This window comes from Halopseudomonas yangmingensis (assembly GCF_900114825.1).
Classification (GTDB): Bacteria; Pseudomonadota; Gammaproteobacteria; order Pseudomonadales; family Pseudomonadaceae; genus Halopseudomonas; species Halopseudomonas yangmingensis.
On sequence record NZ_FOUI01000001.1, the window covers coordinates 119,983 to 141,121 of the forward strand.

Sequence of the window (21,139 nt, forward strand, 5' to 3'; positions counted from 1 at the left end):
CATCAGGGAAGCTCTGGCATAGAGCTGATTACTGTGCTCAAACCCTTCATCAGACAGGAAGCACAGCATGACCGATAAAGAACTGATCCCCGGCGGCTTGTATCAGTCCATCGCCGCAGTAATAGTCAGCGCCCGGCAACAGGTCAGGCAGGCAGTGAACCAGCAAGTCGTACAGACCTACTGGCACATTGGCCGGCTGATTGTCGAGCAGGAACAACAGGGTCAAGCGAGGGCAGAGTACGGAAAGCAACAGCTGGAGCAGCTTTCAGCGCGGCTGACTGCGGAGTTTGGCAAGGGTTTGGATGCGCGTAATCTACGCTATATGCGGGCGTTTTATCAGCAGTATCCAATTTGGAACGCAGTGCGTACCGAATTGAGCTGGACTCACTACCGCACCCTTTGAACCACTCTTGCTTGCTGGAAAAATCCGTAGCGACAACACGGCACTGTGATAAGGGCCGCATATGTGCATAATGGGCCAATGCCATCATGGCTGGATGATCCAAAATCCCGGTATCAAGGAAGCAGTAACCCAGGGAGGCAGTTATGGACTTTGCGGCACTCAAGGCCCGCCAGCGCGCTGAACGCCACAGTCACCCGGAAAACCTGGCCCTGCGTGTGCATCGCGCCCTCAGCTGGTTGCAGCGGGCAGAGCTGGCGGAAGATTCCGATGGCCGCTTTGTGTTTCTGTGGATCGCCTTCAACGCCGCCTACGCCACCGATATCGACCCGCAGCACCGGCTCAGCGAGCAGGACGCCTTCAAGGCCTTCCTGCACAAGCTCTGCAGCCTGGACAGCCAGAAGCGTCTTGATCAACTGGTCTGGCAACACTACCCGCAAGCCATCCGTGTACTGCTCGACAATCCCTACGTATTCCAGAGTTTCTGGGACTGCCAGCGCGGCCTGATCAGCGAAGATGAATGGACAGGCCGGTTCGCCAACGGCAAGAAGCAGGCCGCCCAGGCGCTTGGCAGCAATGACACCGCCACAGTGCTCGGCGTGGTATTCAATCGGCTGTACACCCTGCGCAACCAACTGATGCACGGCGGCGCTACCTGGAACGGCAAGGTCAACCGCGAACAACTGCGTGACTGTGAAAAACTGCTGGGCGATCTGGTGCCTGCGGTGATTGCGATCATGCTGGATAGCCCGGATACGCTGTGGGGTGATGCGGTGTATCCGGTGGTGAAGCATCCCTGAAGTCTCGCCGGGAGCAAGCGTTTCAATGACCATTTCTATTTACCACCATAGGGCTGCAGAGTTTTTCAGTCAGTACCAGTCGCTGACTTTCGAACAGGTGCACGGCGACTGGCTGCCTTTGCTCGGCGAGAAAGCCGGGTTGGCGCTGGACGTAGGGGCCGGTAGTGGTCGTGACGCGCTGGCGCTGGCTGAGCGGGGTTGGGATGTGTTGGCTGTGGAGCCGGCTGCTGGGTTGCGTGCCCTGGGTGAAGCGGCAACTGCGCACGCCAGTGTTCAGTGGCTGGATGATGCCCTGCCGGATCTGGCTAAAATCCGTGCGTTGAGTTATCGCTTTGATCTGATTCTTGTGTCAGCTGTGTGGATGCACATTGCGCCCTCTGCCCGCGAGCGGGCTTTCCGGATTCTGGCCGAGCTGTTGGCACCGTCCGGGCTGCTGGTAATTACCCTGCGGCATGGTCCGGGGGATGCTGAGCGTCAGTTCCATGAGGTGAGCAAGGCGGAGCTGGAGGCTTTTGCCCGACAACGCGCACTGGTGCCCGTGGCGCTAAAGACCTCCACCGCTGCAGATCAGTTAAAGCGTGCAGATGTCTGGTGGGAAACGGCGCTGTATCGGCTGCCTGATGACGGCACCGGCGCTCTGCCAACCCTGCGCCACATCATCGTCAACGACGACAAGTCATCTACCTACAAGCTGGGTTTACTGCGAACGCTGCTACGTATTGCTGATAGCGCGCCGGGGCTGGTTCTGCGCCGCACGGATGATTGGGTTGAATTGCCGCTGGGTGCCGTGGGGCTGTTCTGGTTGATGCTCTACCATCCACTGGTATTGCAGCACAACCTGCGTCAGGCGCCCGGCGCAAAGGGTTATGGTTTCGCCAAGGACGCTTTTTATGAACTGGCCAGATTGTCACCACTCGACTTGCGTCCGGGGTTGTCCCTGTCAGATGAGTTTGCCCCGGTGGTGCTGCGAGCCATACGCGATGCAGCCGCCAACATTCTGAAAAATCCTGCGCGTTTTACAACCTGGCCGGGTAGCAACCGACAGGTGTTCGATGGTGAGCTGAGTGGACTTCGGATACTAACCGGGCCGGTTCGGTTGGACCGGGATACATTGGCGCGATTCGGTGTATTCCGCGTGCCGGCCAGTCTTTGGGATACCCTCAGTCGCTATGCCTGCTGGGTCGAGCCAGCCATTGTCAATGAGTGGACGAGCCTGATGGGCAGTTGGGAGGCGCGCTATTCCAGCGAGTCATACCATCAGGCGCTGGCATGGAGCGAAGGCCGTCGCGATACATCACTGGTGCGGCGGCTGGTAGAACAGCAACTGGCCCAAGGTTCAGTGGACTGTGTCTGGACCGCACAGCGCCTGTCGTCCTCTGCCTACGACATTGATCACTGCTTCCCCTGGTCACGCTGGAGCAATAACGACTTGTGGAATCTGCTGCCTGCCAGTCAGCGCGCCAATACGGCCAAGTCGGAAAAACTGCCCTCTGATGCCTTGCTGAAAAGGTCCCGTCCGCGGGTGATTCACTGGTGGGAGCAGGCACTGCTGGGCGATGACCTGCAGGCACGCTTTTTTGCAGAAGCCGAGGCGGCGTTGCCATTGGTTGGCGAGGCTCGTTCGCTGGATTCAGTCTTTGAAGGCATGTTGCAGCAGCGACTTAGGCTGAAAACCAACCTGCAATTGGCAGAATGGATGGGGTTGGGAGGCTAGCACCTAAATTATCGTGGTGCTGACCGCCAGCGCCCGGCCACGCCGGGCGCCCATCCCATTCCCTCACCTCACCCCGGCTGCCGCAGAATATGCGGGTTGCCCATGCCCTGCGGCTGACCGTAGAGTTTGGCAAGGGTTTTATGCGCGTAATCTACGCTATATGCGGGCATTTTATCAGCAGTATCCAATTTGGAACGCAGTGCGTACCGAATTGAGCTGGACTCACTACAATTCGTTGAGCCCTGTTCAGGCGCGATGCTTGAGCAGGAGTAAATGGGTTGTTACGGCAATAGGGCCGCGTTCTATCTCCCGGCCTTCTTCGCCTTGGGTCGATAGAACTCCTTGATTCTTCAGGCGGTCACCAACGTATCGCCCGGTTTCTATCGCCCATCTATCGACGATAGCGCGCAGGTTGTCCGATAGACTGCTCATGCCACCGCCCAGTACCGTCGCCAGCGCTTGTTACCCTCAAAGCGGACTTCCCCGCGCTCGATCAGCTCTTCCAGCGCGCGTTTGACTTGCTTAGGGTGGATTTCGCCACCGACGCGCTGGTGGATGTCGCTGATGGCTGATCTGGGGTAGCGCTGCAGGTCTTCCAGTACCAGCGCGGCCAAGCGGTGTGGCTCAATGCGTTTGAGGGTGGTCTCGCCGGTGAACTGGAGGCTGTGCAGCAGGCTGGGGTCAACAAAGTAGCGTGTTGCCTGGGTACGCCCGGCGTTTTGCACCAACTGCAAATCCAGCAGGCGTTTGAGCCAGGGCTGCAATGCTTCAACCGATGGCAGTTCGAGGGCATTTGTCAGTTCGCGCGCCGTCAGGGCATCGTGCTGCGCCAACAAACCCAATGTGATCCGCTCGCGCTGCGTGAGCTGATAGGTCTGGTCTGCTTTCGCAATGAAGTCGATGACCTCAGGCTTGAGAATGCGGCGGCGCACTGTCACCTGCACACGGTCGTGGGTCTCGAACAATTCGGGGGCCGGGCGGCCTTGCGAGAGCAGAACTTCGAAGATCTTGTCGAAGCCGCTACCTTCCCGCTCCATCAGCTTCAAGTCATGGAACAGTCGTGCCAGGTGTTCGTTACGGCGTACCGTGGTGTGGAGGACGTTCTGCGGCGAGACGCCCAGCGGTAGCGGTCCTGGGTTGACCACTTCCAGCCGGTCTGGATGCAGATTCAAGAAAATGTCGCCGCGCTGGGTGTAAGGACGATGTACTAACGCGTTGACCAGCAATTCGCGCACCACGATTTCATCGAAGGCAGGCACGTTCTGGCGGTACAGGCCATCGGGCAGCTCGTAGCGCTCGCGGAAGTCAGGCACCTCCTGCCAGACCGCTTCGATCAATTCCATCGGGCTTTGCGTGTGGTCGTCCCAAGCCAGCTTGTTGACCTTCTGCCCGTGCTCGTCGTACTTGATGAACTGGATGACCGGAGCGGTGGTCAGTTGAGCGCGATGATGCTGGCGACCGAGACTGAGCACGCCCAGATTGGTGAGGTTCGGCCCTTGTGCGAGCTGATAGTGATCGAGCAGTTCGTCGTCAGACTTCTCCTTCACAGACGGCTTGACGCGATCCGATGCGCGCAAGGCTGCAAGCAGCTTGTCGCGTTTGGCGACATCAATCTCGGTACGTGGAACATGCAAGGTGGTTTGCGTTTCCCATGGCAATGCGGAACGCTCGCTGGCGAGGCGCATAACGTCATCACCCGTCACGGGCTTGCTTTGATCGGCAACGCGCAGGAAGTAGCGGCCGTCCGTGGTGGATGCAACGGCCATGGCACGCGGAATTCGCAATTCGATGTATTGGCCGCCATTCGGGGCGATGGTGACACCCGGCAGCACCGTCACGTTGACCGTGCGCTCTGCCAGCTTGCGACGCAGTATGTCTGGCAGGTCTGGAGGGACACGCTGATCGGCGGGAGGCTCGCTCTGGCCATCCTCGATCCCCAGCAGTAGGCGGCCACCGGTTGCATTGGCAAAAGCAATACAATCCTTGGCGATTTCGTTCCAGTCCGCCGTCTTGCCGATCACAGCCCGCAAGGACTTCTGGTCAAGGAGTTGCCCTTCCAAGCTCACGCGTCACCTTTCCCTGTTGGATTCATTTTTGTTCGCTCCCATTGCCCGATTCTTCATCGGCACCTCCCGCTCGCACCCACTCATCCACCTCGGAGAGCTGGAGCTTCCACAGTCGCCCTACGCGGTGCGCGGGCAGCCCCTTGCGCTCGCGCCAGCGGGACACGGTGTCCTTGGCCACGCCGGGCGCCCATTCCCTCACCTCACCCCGTCTGCCGCAGGATATGCGGGTTGCCCATGCCCTGTACGGCAAACCATTCCTGCTCGTCCAGCCAGGTCAGCGGGTCCACTTCGCAGACTTCGGCGGCGGCGGCCAGTACGTGGGCCCAGCTGCAGCGGTTGGCAAACAGCATGCCGTCCTCGTCCAGGGTGCCGCCGCGGTTGATGTAGCCGAGCACGCGGCTGTGGTGATCGCCGAGCAGGCCGGCCAGGTGTCCGCGCAGCACTTCCGGGCGGGTATGTACCGCCGCGACCCGGCGGGTCAGGCTGGCCGGGAACAGTGCCTCGATCTGTTCGGTGCTGGCGCAGTAGCGCGCTTCGTGCTTGTCGCGGGGCTGGCGGAAACGTCCCGGTTCCTGCAGGTACAGCAGCCGCCAGGCATGCCCGCGCTCGCGCAGGCGCTGGGCGGCGCGCAGGCATTCGCCGAGCTGGTAGCTGCCGCAGGCAATCAGCATTACCGGCTCGCCATGGCCGTCATGCTGATCCATCAGCAGTGCGCCGTCTTCGGCCAGTTGCTGCGCCTGCTGGGCATTCAGCAGGCTTGGGCGGTCGCGCTTGGCAATCACCAGGCAGCTGAGCCGGCCGCGCTCGCTGAACACCGCCGGCAGCAGCGCCAGGGTGCTGTTGTGGTCGGCGGGGAAGGCCACGCGCATGACGTCGTGCATCTCGCCGAGTAGCGCTTCGCAGAAGGTGGTGTCCTGGTGTGATTGTTCGTTCTTGCCGTTTTCCCAGGTGTGCGAGGTGGCAATCAGCGGGAAGCCGAGCCAGCCGGCCGGGCGTCCGACCTCTTTCTGGTGGCGGGCGAAGATCAGTTCCTGGCGCACCGCGCCGAGCATCTTCACGCAGAACGCCTCGTAGCTGGCGACCAGGTTCAGGCCGGCCTTGTTGGCCAGGCAGGCAGATACCACGGCTTCCTCGTTGAGCGCGGTGATCACCCGGCCATGCACGTCCTCCAGCTCGCTTTCCGGTTCGCTGACCCGGTGGCGCAGTGCCTTGAGCACGCCGCCGAGGCGGTTGCTGGCCAGTTCATCCGGGTTACCGACCCGTGCGCGCAGCTGCGGGTTGGCTTGCACCAGGTCGACAAAGAAGCGGTCAACCGCCTGCATCGCCGAGCCCTGCTGTTCGCTCCAGTGCAGTTTCGGCAGCTCCGGTGCCGGCGGCTGGCGGCGTGCCAGCGGGTGGTCACGCTCCAGCGGGCGTTGTTGCTGGTCATGGCTGCACAGGCTGTGGCGCGCCTCCTGCAGCTGCTGCGGGTCGACCCATAGCTGCGCCGCATGCTGGTTGAACAGGCTGCGCGCGTGTTCGTCATGCCGCGGGTTGCCCGGCAGTGGCAGGTTATGCGCGGCATTTTCGCCGGCGCCATAAAAGCCGAAGCCCTTGGTGGTTTCGGCAATCGCATAGGGGATCGGCAGCGGATAGCGCAGCACGCCGTGCCGGTATTCCTCGACGCGGCGTGCCAGTCGCTGCTCCATTTCAAACAGGGTGCAGACAAAGGCGGCCGGATCACGTCCGTCAAAGCGGATCGGGTCGAAGCCGCAGGCGCGCAGGTGTTCGCAGAAGCCGTCCAGCCCGCGTGAGGTGCCCAGCTCGGTGCGCTGCTCGATGCGTCGGCCATTGGCGATCATGACCGCCAGCGCGACGCCGCTGTCCTCGGCGCGCCACCAGCGCGGAATCCAGTCGCTGCCGCGCTGTTCCTCGGCGGCGCCATCGGAGAGAAAGGCCACCAGGGTTTCGCCGGGCAGCGGCATGTGCGCGTATTGCAGTTCGGCAAAGCCGAGGTAGCCGCCTTCGATAATGCCGCCGGCGGTGTGCGGGTTGACGTGGCTGCCCAGCGGCGCTGCCGGGCGGCCGTCGGGCTGCTGGGCATAGCCGTAGAAGTCGCGCAGCAGGTGCTCAAGCCCTTCCTCGCCAAGGTAGCGCTCGGCCTGCTCCGGGTGCAGGTTGCCGGTCAGCACGTTCAGCGCATCAATCGCCGCTACGCAATGTCCCTGGCCCATCAGCCAGCTACGGGTGTTGCCGGTCAGGTTGTTCAGCGCCAGATAGGCGGCATAGCCCGGCACCATGTTCAGTGCGCCGCCGGTGTGTCCTTCCGGGCGTGACTTGAAATCCTCGGCGGCCATGGCGCGGCCATCCAGGTGGCAGCGCTTGGCGTAGGTCATGTGCACCACCAGCCACAGGCCGGCACTGGTCAGCAGGTCAAGTGCGCGCAGTTGCCGGTAGACGCTCGCCAGGTCCGGCTGGCAGCCGGACTGCACCAGCTGGTGGGCCATGCGATAGGCCGCTGCCTGGGTCTGTGGCAGGTGGCTGATCACCCCGTGGCCATCGCGCCACCGGGCAAATGCCGGCTGCTCGCTGGCGTGCTGGTCGAGGGTTGCCTGATCGGGCAGCAACTGGCTCATGGGTAATACTCCCTGGTTGATCGCCGTGGTTGAACGGACAGTGTAGGTGCTGACGTGCGCAGTGCGCTGATCTGCATCAAAATGCGCGCAAACGCCTTGCCGAAGGGTATCACCGACCACCGACAATTCCATGCCGGGTAGCAATTCCGTTACAATGCCGCCTTTTTCCCGAGCGGACTCTCTGACCTATGGAAATCAACCCGATTCTGAACAGCATCAAAGATCTGCGTGGTCGTTCCGAGACCATCAGGGGGTATCTTTGACTACGATCACAAGCGTGATCGACTGACCGAAGTAGAGCGCGAGCTGGAAGATCCGAGCGTCTGGAACGACCCGGAGCGCGCGCAGAACCTGGGCCGCGAGCGTGCCCAGCTGGCGCAGATTGTCGAGACCCTGGACCAGATGCATTCCGGTCTGGCGGATGCCTCCGAGCTGCTGGAAATGGCCGCCGAGGAAGGCGACGAAGGCGCAGTCAATGATGTGGTGGTTGAGCTGGACCGTCTGCGCGAGGCGCTGGAAAAGCTCGAATTCCGCCGCATGTTCAGCGGCGAGATGGACGCCAACAACTGCTACCTGGACATCCAGGCCGGCTCCGGCGGCACCGAGGCGCAGGACTGGGCCAACATGCTGCTGCGCATGTACCTGCGCTGGGCCGACAAGCACGACTTTGAAACCGAGATTGTAGAATTGTCCGAGGGCGAGGTCGCCGGCATCAAGAGCGCCACCGTGCACGTGCGCGGCGAGTATGCGTTTGGCTGGCTGCGCACCGAAATCGGCGTGCACCGGCTGGTGCGCAAGAGCCCGTTCGACTCCGGCAACCGCCGGCATACCTCGTTCTGCGCGGTGTTTGCCTCGCCGGAAATCGACGACAACATCGAGATCGACATCAATCCGGCCGATCTGCGGGTGGATACCTACCGTTCCTCGGGTGCCGGTGGCCAGCACGTCAACACCACCGACTCGGCGATCCGTATCACCCACGTGCCGACCAATACCGTGGTCAGCTGTCAGAACCAGCGCTCGCAGCACGCCAACCGCGATACCGCGATGAAGATGCTGCGTGCCAAGCTGTATGAACTGGAAATGCAGAAGCGCAACGCCGCCGCCCAGGCCCTGGAAGACACCAAGTCGGACATCGGCTGGGGGCACCAGATCCGCTCCTATGTACTGGATCAGTCGCGGATCAAGGATCTGCGTACCGGTATCGAGCGCAGCGACTGCGACAAGGTGCTGGATGGCGACCTCGACGAATATATCGAGGCCAGTCTGAAGCAGGGGCTGTAATCCCTTTGCTGTAGGCGGCAAGGGAAGCCCTCCATGCTTCCCAATAACCAAGACCATGATGTGAGCGACGATCCGAGATGAGCGACCAACAGACCGACCAGCAGCAACAGCAGCATGAAGAAAACAGCCTGATTGCCCTGCGCAAGGAAAAGCTGGCTGCCGAGCGGGCCAAGGGCAATGCCTTCCCCAACCAGTTCCGCCGTGACAGCTACGCCGGCGATCTGCAGAAAACCTATGCCGAGCACGGCAAGGAGCAGCTGGAAGCGGCGGCGATTCCGGTCAAGGTCGCCGGGCGCATCATGCTCAACCGTGGCGCCTTTATGGTGATCCAGGACATGAGCGGGCGCATCCAGGTGTATGTCGACCGCAAGGGCCTGCCGGCCGAGACACTGGAAGCCATCAAGCACTGGGACATGGGCGACATCATCGGCGCCGAGGGCACCCTGGCGCGCTCCGGCAAGGGCGATCTGTATGTGCACATGACCGCCGTGCAACTGCTGACCAAGTCGCTGCGCCCGCTGCCGGACAAGTTCCACGGTCTGACCGACACCGAGCAGCGTTACCGTCAGCGCTATGTCGACCTGATGGTCAACGAGGAAACCCGCCACACCTTCCAGGTGCGCTCGCAGGTGATTTCCCATATCCGTCGTTTCCTGGCCGAGCGCAATTTCCTCGAAGTTGAAACCCCGATGCTGCAGACCATCCCCGGTGGTGCGGCGGCCAAACCGTTCGAAACCCATCACAACGCGCTGGACCTGCCAATGTTCCTGCGTATCGCCCCGGAGCTGTACCTGAAGCGGCTGGTGGTTGGTGGCTTCGAGCGGGTCTTCGAGATCAACCGCAACTTCCGCAACGAGGGCGTCTCGACCCGGCACAACCCCGAGTTCACCATGCTCGAGTTCTACCAGGCCTATGCCGATTATGAAGACAACATGGACCTGACCGAGGAACTGTTCCGCGAGTTGGCCATGGCGGTGCTGGGTACTACCGAGGTGCCCTACCAGGGCAAGCTGTTCGATTTCGGCAAGCCGTTCGCGCGGATGTCGGTGTTCGACTCGATCCTGCACTTCAATCCCGAGATCAGCGCCGAGGACCTGCGCGACCTGGACAAGTGCCGGGCGATCGCGAAAAAGGCCGGTGCCGACGTCAAGGGCTTCGAGGGCCTGGGCAAGCTGCAGACCATGGTGTTCGAGGAACTGGTCGAGCACCAACTGGAGCAGCCGACCTTTATCACCCGCTACCCGTTCGAGGTCTCGCCGCTGGCGCGCCGCAGTGATGACGATCCGAGCGTGACCGACCGTTTCGAGTTGTTTATCGGTGGCCGCGAGATTGCCAATGCCTATTCCGAGCTGAACGATGCCGAGGATCAGGCCGAGCGCTTCCACGCCCAGGTGGCCGACAAGGACGCCGGTGATGACGAGGCCATGCACTACGACGCCGACTTTGTGCGTGCGCTGGAATACGGCATGCCGCCGACCGCCGGCGAGGGCATCGGTATCGACCGTCTGGTGATGCTGCTGACCGACTCGCCGTCGATCCGCGATGTGATCCTGTTCCCGCACATGCGGCCGGAGCATCACTGAGTCGCCTTAGAACCTTTGGCGCCCTGGACTGATGTGCTGGCGCATCTGGCGACGGTCTGCCACAGGCCGTCCCCAGACGCGCCGGGATGCTTTTTCGCAGATGATGGATTTTCTGGATTCCTGCCTTCGCAGGAATGACGACGAGGCGGGGTGGTTGGTTCTTAGGCAACGCCGGGCCTCGGGCGGTGCCGGGTAGTCCGGCAGGCGGACCGTGTCTGGCCAGGGATGGCCAGACGCGAGCCCCCAGGGATGGGTTCATGGCGTGTCCGCCAGCTGGACTGCCCGGCCAAGCCTTGCACCGGCTTGTCAAACCCGGGTTGTCCGCAAATAAATCCCGAATCACAGCCGGCATGGCGTCTGTTCGCGGAACCCCGTAATCTTCATGCTGTGTTTTCGAAGGTAAAGAGCATGGCAGTCAAACAGAGCGAGCAGTACCAGCTGGTGATCCGCAGCCTGTCGGACCGGCTGGTGGAGGCGCAGGCGCCGATTCGGGTGCTGGATGCGATCAAGTGGGATGATGGTCTGCGCGAGACGTTCTTTCGCAACCAGTGCCAGAGTCTGCCGGCGGTGGATGCCGACTATTACGCCAGCCGCCCGCTGGGCTTTGATCCGGCCGAACGCCTGCAGCTGTTCCAGGATATCGAGCGGGATATCACCCGCCAGCTCGGCACCTTCAACCCGGTCGGCCAGATCATGCGCCGTATGTGCCGCGAATACCGCATGGTCATCCGCATGCTCGAAGGGCGCGGGACTGCCGAGTTCGGGCGGATTTCCCAGGAGTTGTACGGCTCGGCCTCCGACGCCTTCCATGCCGGCGACCCGACCATCACCGATCTGGGCATCATGCTCAGCGAATCGCTGAGCAATATCGGCAATGACCTTGGCCGTGAACCCAAGACCATCAGCGCCGCCGACGCCGTCGACATACTGCAGGCACGGATGAACGAGGCGTTCCCCGACGACCAGGCGGTGCGCGTATTCGAATCCGACGGCATCGTCGCCGATGCCGCCGCCGGCGCCGACTACATCAAGATCCGCAGCGATGCGCTGTTCAACCAGCGTGACCTGAACATCCTTGCGGTGCACGAGGGCATGGTGCACGTGGCCACCAGTCTGAACGGCCAGCATCAGCCGATCTGCACCTTCCTTGCCAAGGGACCGCCGTCCTCTACGGTGACCCAGGAAGGCCTGGCGATCCTGATGGAAGTGATCACCTTCAATTCCTACCCGGCGCGGCTGCGCAAGCTGACTAATCGCACCCGGGCGATTCAGCTGGCCGAGTCCGGCGCGGATTTCCTTGAGGTGTTTCGCTTCTATCAGGGCGAGGGCTACAGCGACGAGGACAGCTACACCAATGCCAGCCGGGTGTTCCGTGGCTCGAGCGCCAACGGCTTGCCGTTTACCAAGGACCTGGCCTACCTGAAGGGCTTTATCCTTACCTACAACTACATCCAGCTGGCGGTGCGCCAGGGCAAGTTGCAGCAGATACCCCTGCTGTTCTGCGGCAAGACCACCCTGGAAGACATGCGCACCCTTGGTCAGCTGGTGGAGGAGGGGCTGGTGGTGCCGCCGCGCTACCTGCCGGCACCCTTTGCCGACCTGAATGCCCTGAGTGCCTGGATGTGCTTTTCCGGGTTCCTCACCAAGCTCAGTCTCGACCGCATCGAAGCCGACTACGCCAACATACTCTGACTCTGGGGAAGCAAAGCATGTCCGAACAGCCGGAAACCAACAAACTGCCGATGATCATGACGGCTATCGGCAGCGTGATTGCCACCGTGGCGGTTTTGCACTTTTACGGGTATCTGAATTTTGTGCATGTGGATCAGCAACGTGATCTGGAAAGTTTTACTCTGAGCACGGTCGCCGATGCCGGTGGCAGCCTGCGTGGCACGCCGGCGGATTATCTGGCCGAGTGCGTGGATGGCGTACTGGTGATGCACTCGCGCCGTCACAACGGGCTGAGTGGTGTGCTGTCCGACCAGCGCGGCCGTGTGGTGCGCTGCGAAGGCCAGGCGGTACCGGTGCGTGACTGAGTCTATGGCCGGGCGTGGTCTGCGTCTGGAAGCCAGCTGGAAGCAGGCGCTGGCTGACCAGTTCGAGCAGCCGTGGATGCAGCAGTTGCGCGATTTCCTGCAGGCGGAAAAGGCCGCCGGCAAGCAGATCTATCCCCCCGGCCCGCTGCTGTTCAATGCCCTCGACAGCACCCCGCTGCCCAAGGTCAAGGTGGTGATCATCGGCCAGGACCCCTATCACGGCCCGGGGCAGGCCCATGGTCTGAGCTTTTCGGTGCCGCCGGGAGTGCCGGCACCGCCGTCGCTGCAGAACATCTTCAAGGAAATCCAGCGTGATTTCGGCTACCCGATTCCGGCCCATGGCTGCCTGCAGCACTGGGCCGAACAGGGCGTGCTGCTGCTGAATGCGGTACTGAGTGTCGAGCAGGGGCGTCCCGGCTCCCACACCAACCATGGCTGGGAACGCTTCACCTCGCGGATCATCGAGGTATTGAATGCCGAGCGTGAGCATCTGGTGTTCATGCTATGGGGCAACTACGCGCAGAAGAAAGGGGCGCACATCGACGGCCAGCGTCACTGCGTGCTGCGTTCGGTGCATCCGTCACCGCTGTCGGCGCATCGCGGCTTTATCGGCTGCGGGCATTTCTCTGCCGCCAATGCCTGGCTTGAAAGCCATGGCCAAACGCCGATCGACTGGCGTCTGCCGTGAGCTTCGCCGTGCCACAACTGTTGATAAAAGCTGGCCCGTTTCTTGCTGATATACCTCCGACGACAGTTGAAGCGTCAAAAATGTCACGGCCACGGAGGTTGTCATGTCCCAGGGTGTCGAATTCAATCGTCTGATGCTGCAGATGCGCTCCATGCAGATGGAAGCCATGGGCAGGGCAGCGAATGCGGCCCCGCCGGTACAGCAGACCGACAAGGCCAATGGTCCGGCGTTTGGTGACGTGCTGCGCCAGGCGGTGGACAAGGTCAGCGAGCTGCAGAGCACGACCAGCAACCTGCAGAACGGCTATGAGCGAGGTGTAGCCGGTATTGATCTGACCGATGTGATGATAGCTTCACAGAAATCCTCGGTGGCCTTCCAGGCTGCTACCCAGGTGCGCAACAAGCTGGTTGCCGCCTATGAAGACATCATGAAGATGCCGATCTGATTGCTGATACGCCTGTTGCGAGGATAGTTCGATGGATTCCGCCAATACCGCCAACACCCCGGCCCTTGCCGGGGGCGCTGATCAAGCCGCTGCAGGGCGCAAGCCACTGATGGGGCTTGCATTCCTGGATAACGTGGCGCAGTTGCCGGTGCTCCGTCAGGTCGGCTTGCTGGTGGGGCTGGCAGCCAGTATTGCCATAGGTTTTGCCGTGGTGCTCTGGTCGCAGCAGCCGGAGTTTCGTCCGCTGTACGGCAGCATGGACCAGTTCGATGCCGGCCAGGTGGTGGACGTATTGCAGCAGTCGCGTATCCGTTACCGGGTCGAGCCCAATAGCGGTGCCCTGTTGGTACGCACCGAGGACCTGGCGGATGCCCGCCTGCGTCTGGCCAGTGCCGGGGTCACCCCGACGGATCGCAACCTGGGCTTCGAAATTCTTGACCGTGAGCAGGGCTTCGGCACCAGCCAGTTCATGGAGAGTGCCAACTACCGCCGCGGGCTTGAGGGTGAGCTGGCGCGGACCATTTCGTCGCTGAACAATGTGCGTGGTGCCCGTGTGCACATTGCCATTCCGCGCTCCACGGTGTTCGTGCGTGATGACCGCAAGCCCAGTGCCTCGGTACTGCTTGAGCTGTTTGGCGGCCGCCGGCTGGAGCCGGGCCAGGTGCAGGCCATCGTCAATCTGGTGGCGACCAGCGTGCCGGAGCTTAGCCGCGACCAGGTCACTGTGGTGGATCAGCAAGGCAATCTGCTGTCCGATCAGGCTGAACTCAACGAGCTGACCATCGCGGGCCGGCAGTTCGACCATGTGCGTAAGCTGGAAGACACCTACACCCGTCGGGTCCACAACATTCTGCAACCTGTGCTGGGCAATGGCCGTTACAAGGCCGAGGTGTCTGCCGATGTGGATTTCAGCTCCGTGGAGTCCACTGCGGAAATGTTCAGCCCGGAAGCGGCGCTGCGTAGCGAGCAGGTGGTGAACGAGTCGCGTGCTGCCGGTGGCGGCCCTGCCGGCGTGCCCGGTGCACTGGCCAACCAGCCGCCGGGTGGCGGGCAGGTGCCTGAGCAGGTGATTGACCCTGCTACCGGCGAGCCCCTGCTGGCTGCTGCGCCGCGCGATACCCGCGAGCAGGCGACCCGCAATTTCGAGCTGGACCGGCAGATCAGTTACACCCGCCAGCAGCAGGGTCGTCTGCGCCGGCTTTCTGTCGCGGTGGTGGTGGATGATCCGGTGCAGGTCAATCCGGATACCGGTGAAGTGACCCGCACGCCGCTGGGCGAGGCCGAACTGGCCCGTCTGACCCGTCTGGTACAGGATGCGGTCGGCTTTGATGCGGCGCGTGGCGACAGTGTCAGTGTGATCAATAGTGCCTTTGTGGCCGAGGGTGAGGCTTTTGAACTGCCGGAAATCCCGTTCTGGTCGCAACCCTGGTTCTGGGACATTGCCAAACAGATTCTCGGTATACTCTTCGTGCTGATTCTGGTGTTTGGCGTACTGCGTCCTGTGCTGAAAAGCCTGAGCAGCAAGCCGACAGCCTCCGATGATCAACTGCCGATGCTGGCAGGTGCCGGCGGCGGTGCTTTTGATACCGAATTGAGTGACGATCAGGTCAGCCTGTCCGGTGGTTCTGGACCGGTTCTGTTGCCGCCACCGGGTGCCGGCTACGACCAGCAGCTGAATGCGATCAAGGGGTTGCTTGCCGAGGATCCGGCACGGGTAGCCCAGGTGGTCAAGGAATGGGTCAACGCCGATGAGTGAAGAAAAGCGTCCACAAAAGCTCACCAAGCTGGATAAAGCCGCCATTTTGCTGCTGAGTCTGGGCGAATCCGATGCGGCTGCGGTACTCAAGCACATGGGGCCCAAGGAGGTGCAGCGGGTCGGCAGTGCCATGGCCGGCATGCGCGGAGTACATCGCGAGCAGGTGCAGCAGGTGATGGGTGATTTTATCGACATGGTCGGTGAACAGACCGGTCTGGGGGTCGGTGCGGACGGCTACATCCGTACCATGCTCACCCAGGCGCTGGGTGAAGACAAGGCCAACAGCCTGGTCGACCGTATTTTGCTGGGAGGCAGTACCTCGGGTCTGGACAGCCTGAAATGGATGGAGCCGCGCGCAGTTGCCGATGTGATCCGCTACGAGCATCCGCAGATCCAGGCTATTGTGGTGGCCTACCTTGACCCCGACATGGCTGCCGAGGTGCTCAGCTATTTCGATCACAAGGTACGTCTGGACGTACTGTTGCGGGTGGCGGCGCTGAATACCGTGCAGCCCAGTGCATTGAAAGAACTCAACGAAATCCTCGAGAAGCAGTTTGCCGGCAATGCCAATACCACGCGCGCCACCATGGGCGGCGTGAAGCGGACTGCCGACATCATGAACTTCCTGGAAAGCAGTACGGAAGCACAACTGATCGAGGCTATCCGCGATATTGACGAGGATCTGTCGAGCCGTATCGAGGACCTGATGTTTGTCTTCGACAATCTGGCCGATGTCGACGATCGGGGTATCCAGGCGCTGCTGCGCGAGGTGTCTTCGGAAGTGCTGATTGTGGCGCTCAAGGGTGCTGACGAAGCGATCAAGGAAAAGATCTTCAAGAACATGTCAAAGCGTGCTTCCGAGCTGCTGCGTGACGATCTCGAGGCCAAGGGGCCGGTCCGTATCAGCGAAGTGGAAGCGGCGCAGAAGGAAATTCTTACCATTGCCCGGCGCATGGCCGAGGCGGGCGAGATAGTCCTTGGTGGCAAAGGTGGCGAGGAGATGGTCTGAGATGTCCAAGGACAAGGCAGGTGACCTGATTCGTGCCGAGCAACTGGCGGATTTCAGCCTCTGGGACCTGCCAAGTTTTGATGACGAGCCACAGCAGGTTCTGCTTGAGCGCGAGGAGCAGGACCAATTGCAACCGGAAAGCGAACAGCCGGTTGAGGAACTCGAAGAATTCGACCAGCCACCGCCGATTACCCTGGAAGAGCTTGAGCGAATTCGCGAGGAAGCCTACAACGACGGCTTTGCCACCGGTGAAAAGGATGGCTTCCATGCCGGCCAGCTCAAGGCGCGGCAGGAAGCGCAGGTTCAACTGGACAGTCGTCTGGTGGAGCTTGAAGTGCTGATGCAGCAGTTGCTGGAGCCGATCCGCGAGCAGGACCAGCAGATTGAGCGCATGTTGCTGCAGCTGCTTGAAAGCATGCTGCGCCAGCTGGTTCGTCGCGAACTGAGTATCGACTCGTCGCAGATTGTCCAGGTGCTGCGCGCCGCCCTCAGGGACCTGCCGATGGGTGCAGCTAATATCCGCATCTATCTCAACCCTGCCGATTTCGAGGCGGCCAAGGCCTTGCGTGAGCGGCATGAGGAAAACTGGCGGCTGCTTGAGGATGAACAGTTGCTGCCCGGCGGCTGCCGTATCGAAACAGAACACAGTCAGGTGGATGCCAGTGTGGAGACCCGTCTTGAGCAGATGGTCAGCCAGTTGTGGGAGCAGTTCCGGCAACAACAGGCGCATCCGCCCGAAGCGGACCTGATGCTGCCTGAGTCGTTGCCTGAGGATGTGCCTGATGAAGGGCGCTGAGCGCATCAGCTTTTCCCGGCGTCTGCAGGGGTATGGCGAGGCGGTGCAGTTGCCCGAGCAGCCGGTGGTCGAAGGGCGCCTGATACGCATGGTCGGCCTGACGCTTGAGGCGGAGGGGTGCAAGGCGCCGGTTGGTAGCCGTTGTCTGGTCATCAGCGAGACTGCAACAGGCAGCAGTCGTATCGAAGCGGAAGTGATGGGTTTTGCCGGCAACAAGATCTACCTGATGCCGGTTGACAGCATCCAGGGGTTGCAGCCCGGTGCGCGGGTGGTGCCGGCGGCCGGTGCGGGCAAGCTGCCGATGGGTTTTTCCATGCTCGGTCGGGTTGTCGATGGGATCGGGCGCCCACTGGATGGCAAGGGTAACTTCAAGCCGGATGACTGGGTCGACCTCAATGGGCCGGTAATCAATCCGCTCAAGCGACACCCGATCGAGGAGCCGCTGGATGTCGGTATCCGTGCGATCAACGGCCTGCTGACCGTTGGCCGTGGCCAGCGCCTCGGTCTGTTTGCTGGCAGCGGCGTGGGCAAGAGTATGTTGCTGGGCATGATGACGCGTTTTACCGATGCGGATATCACCATTGTCGGGCTGGTCGGTGAACGGGGACGTGAGGTCAAGGAGTTCATCGAACAGATCCTTGGCGAGGAAGGGATGGCGCGTTCAGTGGTGGTTGCTTCGCCGGCTGACGATGCGCCGCTGATGCGCCTGCGTGCGGCCATGTATTGCACACGAATAGCCGAATACTTCCGCGATCAGGGCAAGAATGTGCTGCTGCTGATGGATTCGTTGACCCGCTTTGCCCAGGCCCAGCGCGAGATTGCCCTGGCGATTGGCGAGCCACCGGCGACCAAGGGTTACCCTCCCTCGGTATTTGCCAAGCTGCCGCAACTGGTCGAGCGTGCCGGCAATGCCGAGCAGGGCGGCGGTTCGATTACCGCTTTTTATACGGTGCTCTCCGAAGGCGATGATCAACAGGATCCGATTGCCGATGCCTCGCGGGCGATTCTGGACGGCCACGTGGTGCTGTCGCGGCGCCTCGCCGAGGAAGGCCATTACCCGGCGATTGATATCGAGGCGTCGATCAGTCGCGCCATGCCGCAAATCGTCAGTGCCGACTATCTGCACAAGGCCCAGCAGTTCAAGCAGATGTATGCTCGCTACCAGCAAAGCCGTGATCTGATCAGTGTGGGTGCCTATACCGCCGGCTCTGACCCGTTGACCGATAGGGCACTGGAAAAGATGCCACAAATGACCGCTTTTTTGCGCCAGGGCCTGCAAGTCAGCTTCAGCCTGAACGACAGCCAGGCCGAGCTGCAACAGTTGCTCAGCCATGAGTGAGGAGCGGGCCCGGCGTTTGCAGCCGGTACTGGACATGGCGCTGGAAGAGGAGCGCCAGGCTGCGGCAAAGCTGGGTCAGTGCCAGCGCGAGATGGAACAGGCGCAGGCACGGTTGGTGGATCTTGAAGCCTACACCGGCGAGTACCATCAGGGCTGGCAGCAGCGCGGTGCCGGCGGCGTTGATCGTGAATGGCTGCTCAATTACCAGCGCTTTCTGGCGCGTATGCAGACCGCGATAGACCAGCAGCAACAGGCGTTGGAATGGCACCGTCAGGCCGCCGACAAGGCGCGTCAGCTGTGGCGGGAAAAATACCAGCGGGTTGAGGCGCTGCGCACCCTGATCCAGCGGTACCTGGACGAGGCACGCTTGCGCGCCGACCGGCAGGAGCAAAAACTGCTGGATGAATTGTCTCAGCGGGCCCAGTCCTTGCGCGACAACCAGAATTGACGTCAGTTTGCTGGCCTTGTGCCCGGATGCTGCTATGCTTGCCCGTAATGAGGTCATCGGGCGCCCAGCTTGTGGTGACCAAGGCATGGAAACCTTGACGGAGTCATGGCATGGCCATAACCAAGAGTCTTTCAGACGATGGCAAGACCCTGAGTATTGCTGTATCGGGTCGTTTTGATTTCGCCGCTCACCAGGAATTCAGGGATGCCTACGAGCGTGCCGCGCTGAAGCCGTCGCGCTATGTGGTGGACCTGCACGAGGCCGCCTATATCGATAGCTCGGCACTGGGCATGCTGCTGCTGTTGCGTGACTACGCCGGTGGAGATAGTGCGGACATTCGTATCGTGCGGTGCAATCCGGATGTGCGCAAGGTGCTCGGTATTTCCAATTTCGGTCAGCTGTTCGTCATCGAATAGATCATGACGACTGCGCCAGTGTTGGCCCAGGCTGCAGTGCTGAACATTCTGGTAGCCGATGACAACCCCGCTGACCGGTTGATCCTGTGTCGTCTGGTCGAGCGTCTGGGACATCGTGTTCAGGCTGCCGAGGATGGCGCCGAGGCAGTCAGGCTGTTCGTCAGTCATGGCGCCGATATCGTGCTGATGGATGCGCTGATGCCGGTAATGGACGGCTACGCGGCTGCGCGCGATATCCGTCGCCAGGCCGGCGAGGACCTGGTTCCGATCATCTTTCTTACCAGCCTTACCGAGACGGATGCACTGGTCGAATGCCTGCAGGCCGGCGGTGATGATTTTCTCAGCAAACCCTACAACCCGGTTATTTTGCAGGCCAAGATCGAAGCCTTCCGGCGCATGCGCGAGATGCACCAGACGCTGCAGAGCCAGCGGGACCTGATTGCCAGCCAGAATCGCCAACTGCTGAGTGATCAGCAGTTGGCCAAGGTGATCTTTGACCGGGTAGCCCATGCCGGCAGCCTGGACGCCCCGCAGTTGCGCCATTTGCAGTCGGCTTTTGCGGTATTCAACGGCGATATCTTGCTGGCGGCACGGCGTCCTTCAGGGGGAATGCACGTGCTGCTCGGGGATTTTACCGGGCATGGTTTGTCGGCAGCGATCGGTGCCATGCCGCTGGCCGAAGTTTTCTATGCCATGAGTGCGCGTGGCTTCGCTCTTAACGATATTTTGCGTGAACTCAACAGCAAGCTGGGTCGCATACTGCCGGTCGGGATTTTCTGCTGTGCGGTGCTGATCGAGATCGATCCCTATAAGGGGCTGGTCGAGGTGTGGAACGGTGGGCTGCCGGAAGTGCTGATGATCGATCGTGATGGCTGCCTGCTGCACCGTATTCCCTCAACCCACTTGCCGTTGGGCGTGCAATCGGATGAACGCTTCGATGCCAGTCCGCTGGTGCTGTCGATGAGGCCAGGGCAGCGGCTGCTGTGCTGGACTGACGGCGTAATCGAAAGCCGTAACGAGCTGGGCGAGATGTTTGGCGAGGAGCGGGTGCTGGAGTTGGTGGACAGTTATCAGGGGCCGCCGGAGCAGTTGTTCGACCGGTTGCTGGAAGCTATCGAGGCGTTCCATGGCAGTCCCGAGGACGATCTGAGCCTGCTGGAGCTGTGCATGTGGTCTGGCAGCCAGCCGGATCGGGGCGCTGTGTCGGTTGCTGCTGTCGATCTGGCCCAGGACTGGCGTCAGGAGATTGTCCTGCGGGCACCGGCTATCCGCGAGAATAATCCGGTACCTGAGTTGATGGAGCGTCTGATGGCCGTGCAGGGGTTGCGGGCCCATGCAGGAACGCTGTTTATTCTGTTGGGGGAGCTGTACAGCAATGCCCTGGAACATGGTCTGCTGCAACTGGATTCATCCTGGAAACGCGACGCTGACGGTTTTGCCCGTTATTACAGTGAACGTAACCGCCGCTTGCGCGCCCTGAGCGAGGGTTGGATACGGGTGGAGCTGGATCACCGGCCTCGTGTTGATGGCGGACGATTGATCATTCGTGTCAGTGACAGCGGGCCGGGCTTTCGTATCGGCCAGTTGACGCTCAAGGACGGCTATGCCGGTCGCGGGCTGGGGCTGGTCCAGGCACTTACCGAAACACTGGGCTTCAATGACAGTGGTAATCAGGTCACTGTGGAGTTTGTCTGGCCGCTTCGGCATACTGTCTGGCAAGTAGACACAACAGCGGATTGATCAA

At 61.4% G+C, this 21,139-nt stretch carries 18 protein-coding genes and 2 pseudogenes; 17 read left to right on the forward strand and 3 right to left on the reverse strand.

What is annotated here, in order from left to right:
• Window positions 1–67 precede the first annotated feature (67 nt).
• The 4 genes and pseudogenes from BMZ23_RS00605 to BMZ23_RS14770 all read left to right on the forward strand — a co-directional run.
• A pseudogene (locus tag BMZ23_RS00605) lies at window positions 68–400 on the forward strand (DUF1016 N-terminal domain-containing protein); the annotation flags it as partial.
• Window positions 401–546: 146 nt separating this feature from the next.
• Window positions 547–1,200, forward strand: coding sequence for a HEPN domain-containing protein (locus BMZ23_RS00610; RefSeq protein ID WP_093471312.1), 654 nt, complete (start codon window positions 547–549; stop codon window positions 1,198–1,200).
• A 25-nt stretch (window positions 1,201–1,225) separates the two neighbouring features.
• Entirely contained in the window at window positions 1,226–2,914 is a 1,689-nt protein-coding gene (locus BMZ23_RS00615) for a class I SAM-dependent methyltransferase (protein ID WP_093471315.1), read from the forward strand.
• Window positions 2,915–3,027: 113 nt separating this feature from the next.
• Window positions 3,028–3,152: pseudogene (locus BMZ23_RS14770) on the forward strand (DUF1016 N-terminal domain-containing protein); the annotation flags it as partial.
• 190 nt (window positions 3,153–3,342) lie between these two features.
• Here BMZ23_RS14770 and BMZ23_RS00620 read toward each other — a convergent pair.
• From BMZ23_RS00620 to BMZ23_RS00630, 3 genes are read right to left on the reverse strand one after another with little or no spacing between them, the layout of a single operon-like run.
• Window positions 3,343–4,980, reverse strand: a complete 1,638-nt coding sequence (locus BMZ23_RS00620) for an ATP-binding protein (protein WP_093471318.1) — start codon at window positions 4,978–4,980, stop codon at window positions 3,343–3,345.
• A 22-nt stretch (window positions 4,981–5,002) separates the two neighbouring features.
• A complete protein-coding gene (locus BMZ23_RS00625) occupies window positions 5,003–5,179 on the reverse strand; it encodes an excisionase family DNA-binding protein (RefSeq protein WP_425431647.1) in 177 nt (58 codons plus the stop codon).
• A 1-nt stretch (window position 5,180) separates the two neighbouring features.
• On the reverse strand, window positions 5,181–7,595 hold the full coding sequence (locus BMZ23_RS00630) for a phosphoketolase family protein (RefSeq protein ID WP_093471321.1): 2,415 nt from the start codon (window positions 7,593–7,595) through the stop codon (window positions 5,181–5,183).
• A 188-nt stretch (window positions 7,596–7,783) separates the two neighbouring features.
• Here BMZ23_RS00630 and prfB point away from each other — a divergent pair.
• From prfB to BMZ23_RS00695, 13 genes are all read left to right on the forward strand, one after another.
• Window positions 7,784–8,879, forward strand: a protein-coding gene (gene prfB, locus BMZ23_RS00635; RefSeq protein WP_143069536.1) for a peptide chain release factor 2 whose coding sequence is annotated in 2 segments (ribosomal slippage) — window positions 7,784–7,855 and window positions 7,857–8,879 — 1,095 coding nt in all. Because the reading frame shifts where the segments join, the coding sequence is not laid out codon by codon here.
• A 77-nt stretch (window positions 8,880–8,956) separates the two neighbouring features.
• The gene (gene lysS / locus BMZ23_RS00640; protein ID WP_093471324.1) at window positions 8,957–10,462 is read left to right on the forward strand and encodes a lysine--tRNA ligase; all 1,506 of its coding nucleotides are present in this window, start codon (window positions 8,957–8,959) and stop codon (window positions 10,460–10,462) included.
• 408 nt (window positions 10,463–10,870) lie between these two features.
• Complete coding sequence (locus BMZ23_RS00645; RefSeq protein WP_093471327.1) at window positions 10,871–12,154, forward strand: flavohemoglobin expression-modulating QEGLA motif protein; 1,284 nt, start codon at window positions 10,871–10,873, stop codon at window positions 12,152–12,154.
• A gap of 17 nt (window positions 12,155–12,171) precedes the next feature.
• The gene (locus BMZ23_RS00650; RefSeq protein WP_093471330.1) at window positions 12,172–12,498 is read left to right on the forward strand and encodes a PA3694 family proteiin; all 327 of its coding nucleotides are present in this window, start codon (window positions 12,172–12,174) and stop codon (window positions 12,496–12,498) included.
• Between the two features lie 4 nt (window positions 12,499–12,502).
• Complete coding sequence (gene ung, locus BMZ23_RS00655) at window positions 12,503–13,186, forward strand: uracil-DNA glycosylase (RefSeq protein ID WP_093471334.1); 684 nt, start codon at window positions 12,503–12,505, stop codon at window positions 13,184–13,186.
• Window positions 13,187–13,289: 103 nt separating this feature from the next.
• The gene (gene fliE, locus BMZ23_RS00660; RefSeq protein WP_093471337.1) at window positions 13,290–13,631 is read left to right on the forward strand and encodes a flagellar hook-basal body complex protein FliE; all 342 of its coding nucleotides are present in this window, start codon (window positions 13,290–13,292) and stop codon (window positions 13,629–13,631) included.
• Between the two features lie 31 nt (window positions 13,632–13,662).
• Window positions 13,663–15,387, forward strand: a complete 1,725-nt coding sequence (gene fliF / locus BMZ23_RS00665; RefSeq protein ID WP_093471339.1) for a flagellar basal-body MS-ring/collar protein FliF — start codon at window positions 13,663–13,665, stop codon at window positions 15,385–15,387.
• Window positions 15,380–16,396, forward strand: coding sequence for a flagellar motor switch protein FliG (fliG, locus tag BMZ23_RS00670; protein ID WP_093471342.1), 1,017 nt, complete (start codon window positions 15,380–15,382; stop codon window positions 16,394–16,396). The genes fliF and fliG overlap by 8 nt, the downstream gene beginning before the upstream one ends.
• 1 nt (window position 16,397) lies before the next feature.
• Complete coding sequence (gene fliH, locus BMZ23_RS00675; protein ID WP_093471345.1) at window positions 16,398–17,192, forward strand: flagellar assembly protein FliH; 795 nt, start codon at window positions 16,398–16,400, stop codon at window positions 17,190–17,192.
• Window positions 17,179–18,531, forward strand: a complete 1,353-nt coding sequence (fliI, locus tag BMZ23_RS00680) for a flagellar protein export ATPase FliI (protein ID WP_093471348.1) — start codon at window positions 17,179–17,181, stop codon at window positions 18,529–18,531. Before fliH ends, fliI begins: the two co-directional genes overlap by 14 nt.
• Complete coding sequence (gene fliJ / locus BMZ23_RS00685; protein ID WP_093471351.1) at window positions 18,524–18,979, forward strand: flagellar export protein FliJ; 456 nt, start codon at window positions 18,524–18,526, stop codon at window positions 18,977–18,979. Before fliI ends, fliJ begins: the two co-directional genes overlap by 8 nt.
• Before the next feature lie 110 nt (window positions 18,980–19,089).
• Window positions 19,090–19,395: an STAS domain-containing protein gene (locus BMZ23_RS00690; RefSeq protein WP_093471354.1), complete on the forward strand. Its 306-nt coding sequence runs from the start codon at window positions 19,090–19,092 to the stop codon at window positions 19,393–19,395.
• Between the two features lie 3 nt (window positions 19,396–19,398).
• Window positions 19,399–21,135 (forward strand): ATP-binding SpoIIE family protein phosphatase, encoded by a 1,737-nt coding sequence (locus BMZ23_RS00695; protein ID WP_093471357.1) that lies wholly within the window; start codon window positions 19,399–19,401, stop codon window positions 21,133–21,135.
• Window positions 21,136–21,139 lie beyond the last annotated feature (4 nt).

Coding starts and splice junctions, on each gene's coding strand:
- fliJ (WP_093471351.1), top strand. CDS start 18,524: ATGAGTGAGGAGCGGGCCCGGCGTTTGCAGCCGGTACTGGACATGGCG.
- BMZ23_RS00695 (WP_093471357.1), top strand. CDS start 19,399: ATGACGACTGCGCCAGTGTTGGCCCAGGCTGCAGTGCTGAACATTCTG.
- fliH (WP_093471345.1), top strand. CDS start 16,398: ATGTCCAAGGACAAGGCAGGTGACCTGATTCGTGCCGAGCAACTGGCG.
- BMZ23_RS00650 (WP_093471330.1), top strand. CDS start 12,172: ATGTCCGAACAGCCGGAAACCAACAAACTGCCGATGATCATGACGGCT.
- fliE (WP_093471337.1), top strand. CDS start 13,290: ATGTCCCAGGGTGTCGAATTCAATCGTCTGATGCTGCAGATGCGCTCC.
- lysS (WP_093471324.1), top strand. CDS start 8,957: ATGAGCGACCAACAGACCGACCAGCAGCAACAGCAGCATGAAGAAAAC.
- fliI (WP_093471348.1), top strand. CDS start 17,179: ATGAAGGGCGCTGAGCGCATCAGCTTTTCCCGGCGTCTGCAGGGGTAT.
- fliG (WP_093471342.1), top strand. CDS start 15,380: ATGAGTGAAGAAAAGCGTCCACAAAAGCTCACCAAGCTGGATAAAGCC.
- BMZ23_RS00610 (WP_093471312.1), top strand. CDS start 547: ATGGACTTTGCGGCACTCAAGGCCCGCCAGCGCGCTGAACGCCACAGT.
- BMZ23_RS00690 (WP_093471354.1), top strand. CDS start 19,090: ATGGCCATAACCAAGAGTCTTTCAGACGATGGCAAGACCCTGAGTATT.
- BMZ23_RS00645 (WP_093471327.1), top strand. CDS start 10,871: ATGGCAGTCAAACAGAGCGAGCAGTACCAGCTGGTGATCCGCAGCCTG.
- ung (WP_093471334.1), top strand. CDS start 12,503: ATGGCCGGGCGTGGTCTGCGTCTGGAAGCCAGCTGGAAGCAGGCGCTG.
- BMZ23_RS00630 (WP_093471321.1), bottom strand. CDS start 7,595: ATGAGCCAGTTGCTGCCCGATCAGGCAACCCTCGACCAGCACGCCAGC.
- BMZ23_RS00615 (WP_093471315.1), top strand. CDS start 1,226: ATGACCATTTCTATTTACCACCATAGGGCTGCAGAGTTTTTCAGTCAG.
- fliF (WP_093471339.1), top strand. CDS start 13,663: ATGGATTCCGCCAATACCGCCAACACCCCGGCCCTTGCCGGGGGCGCT.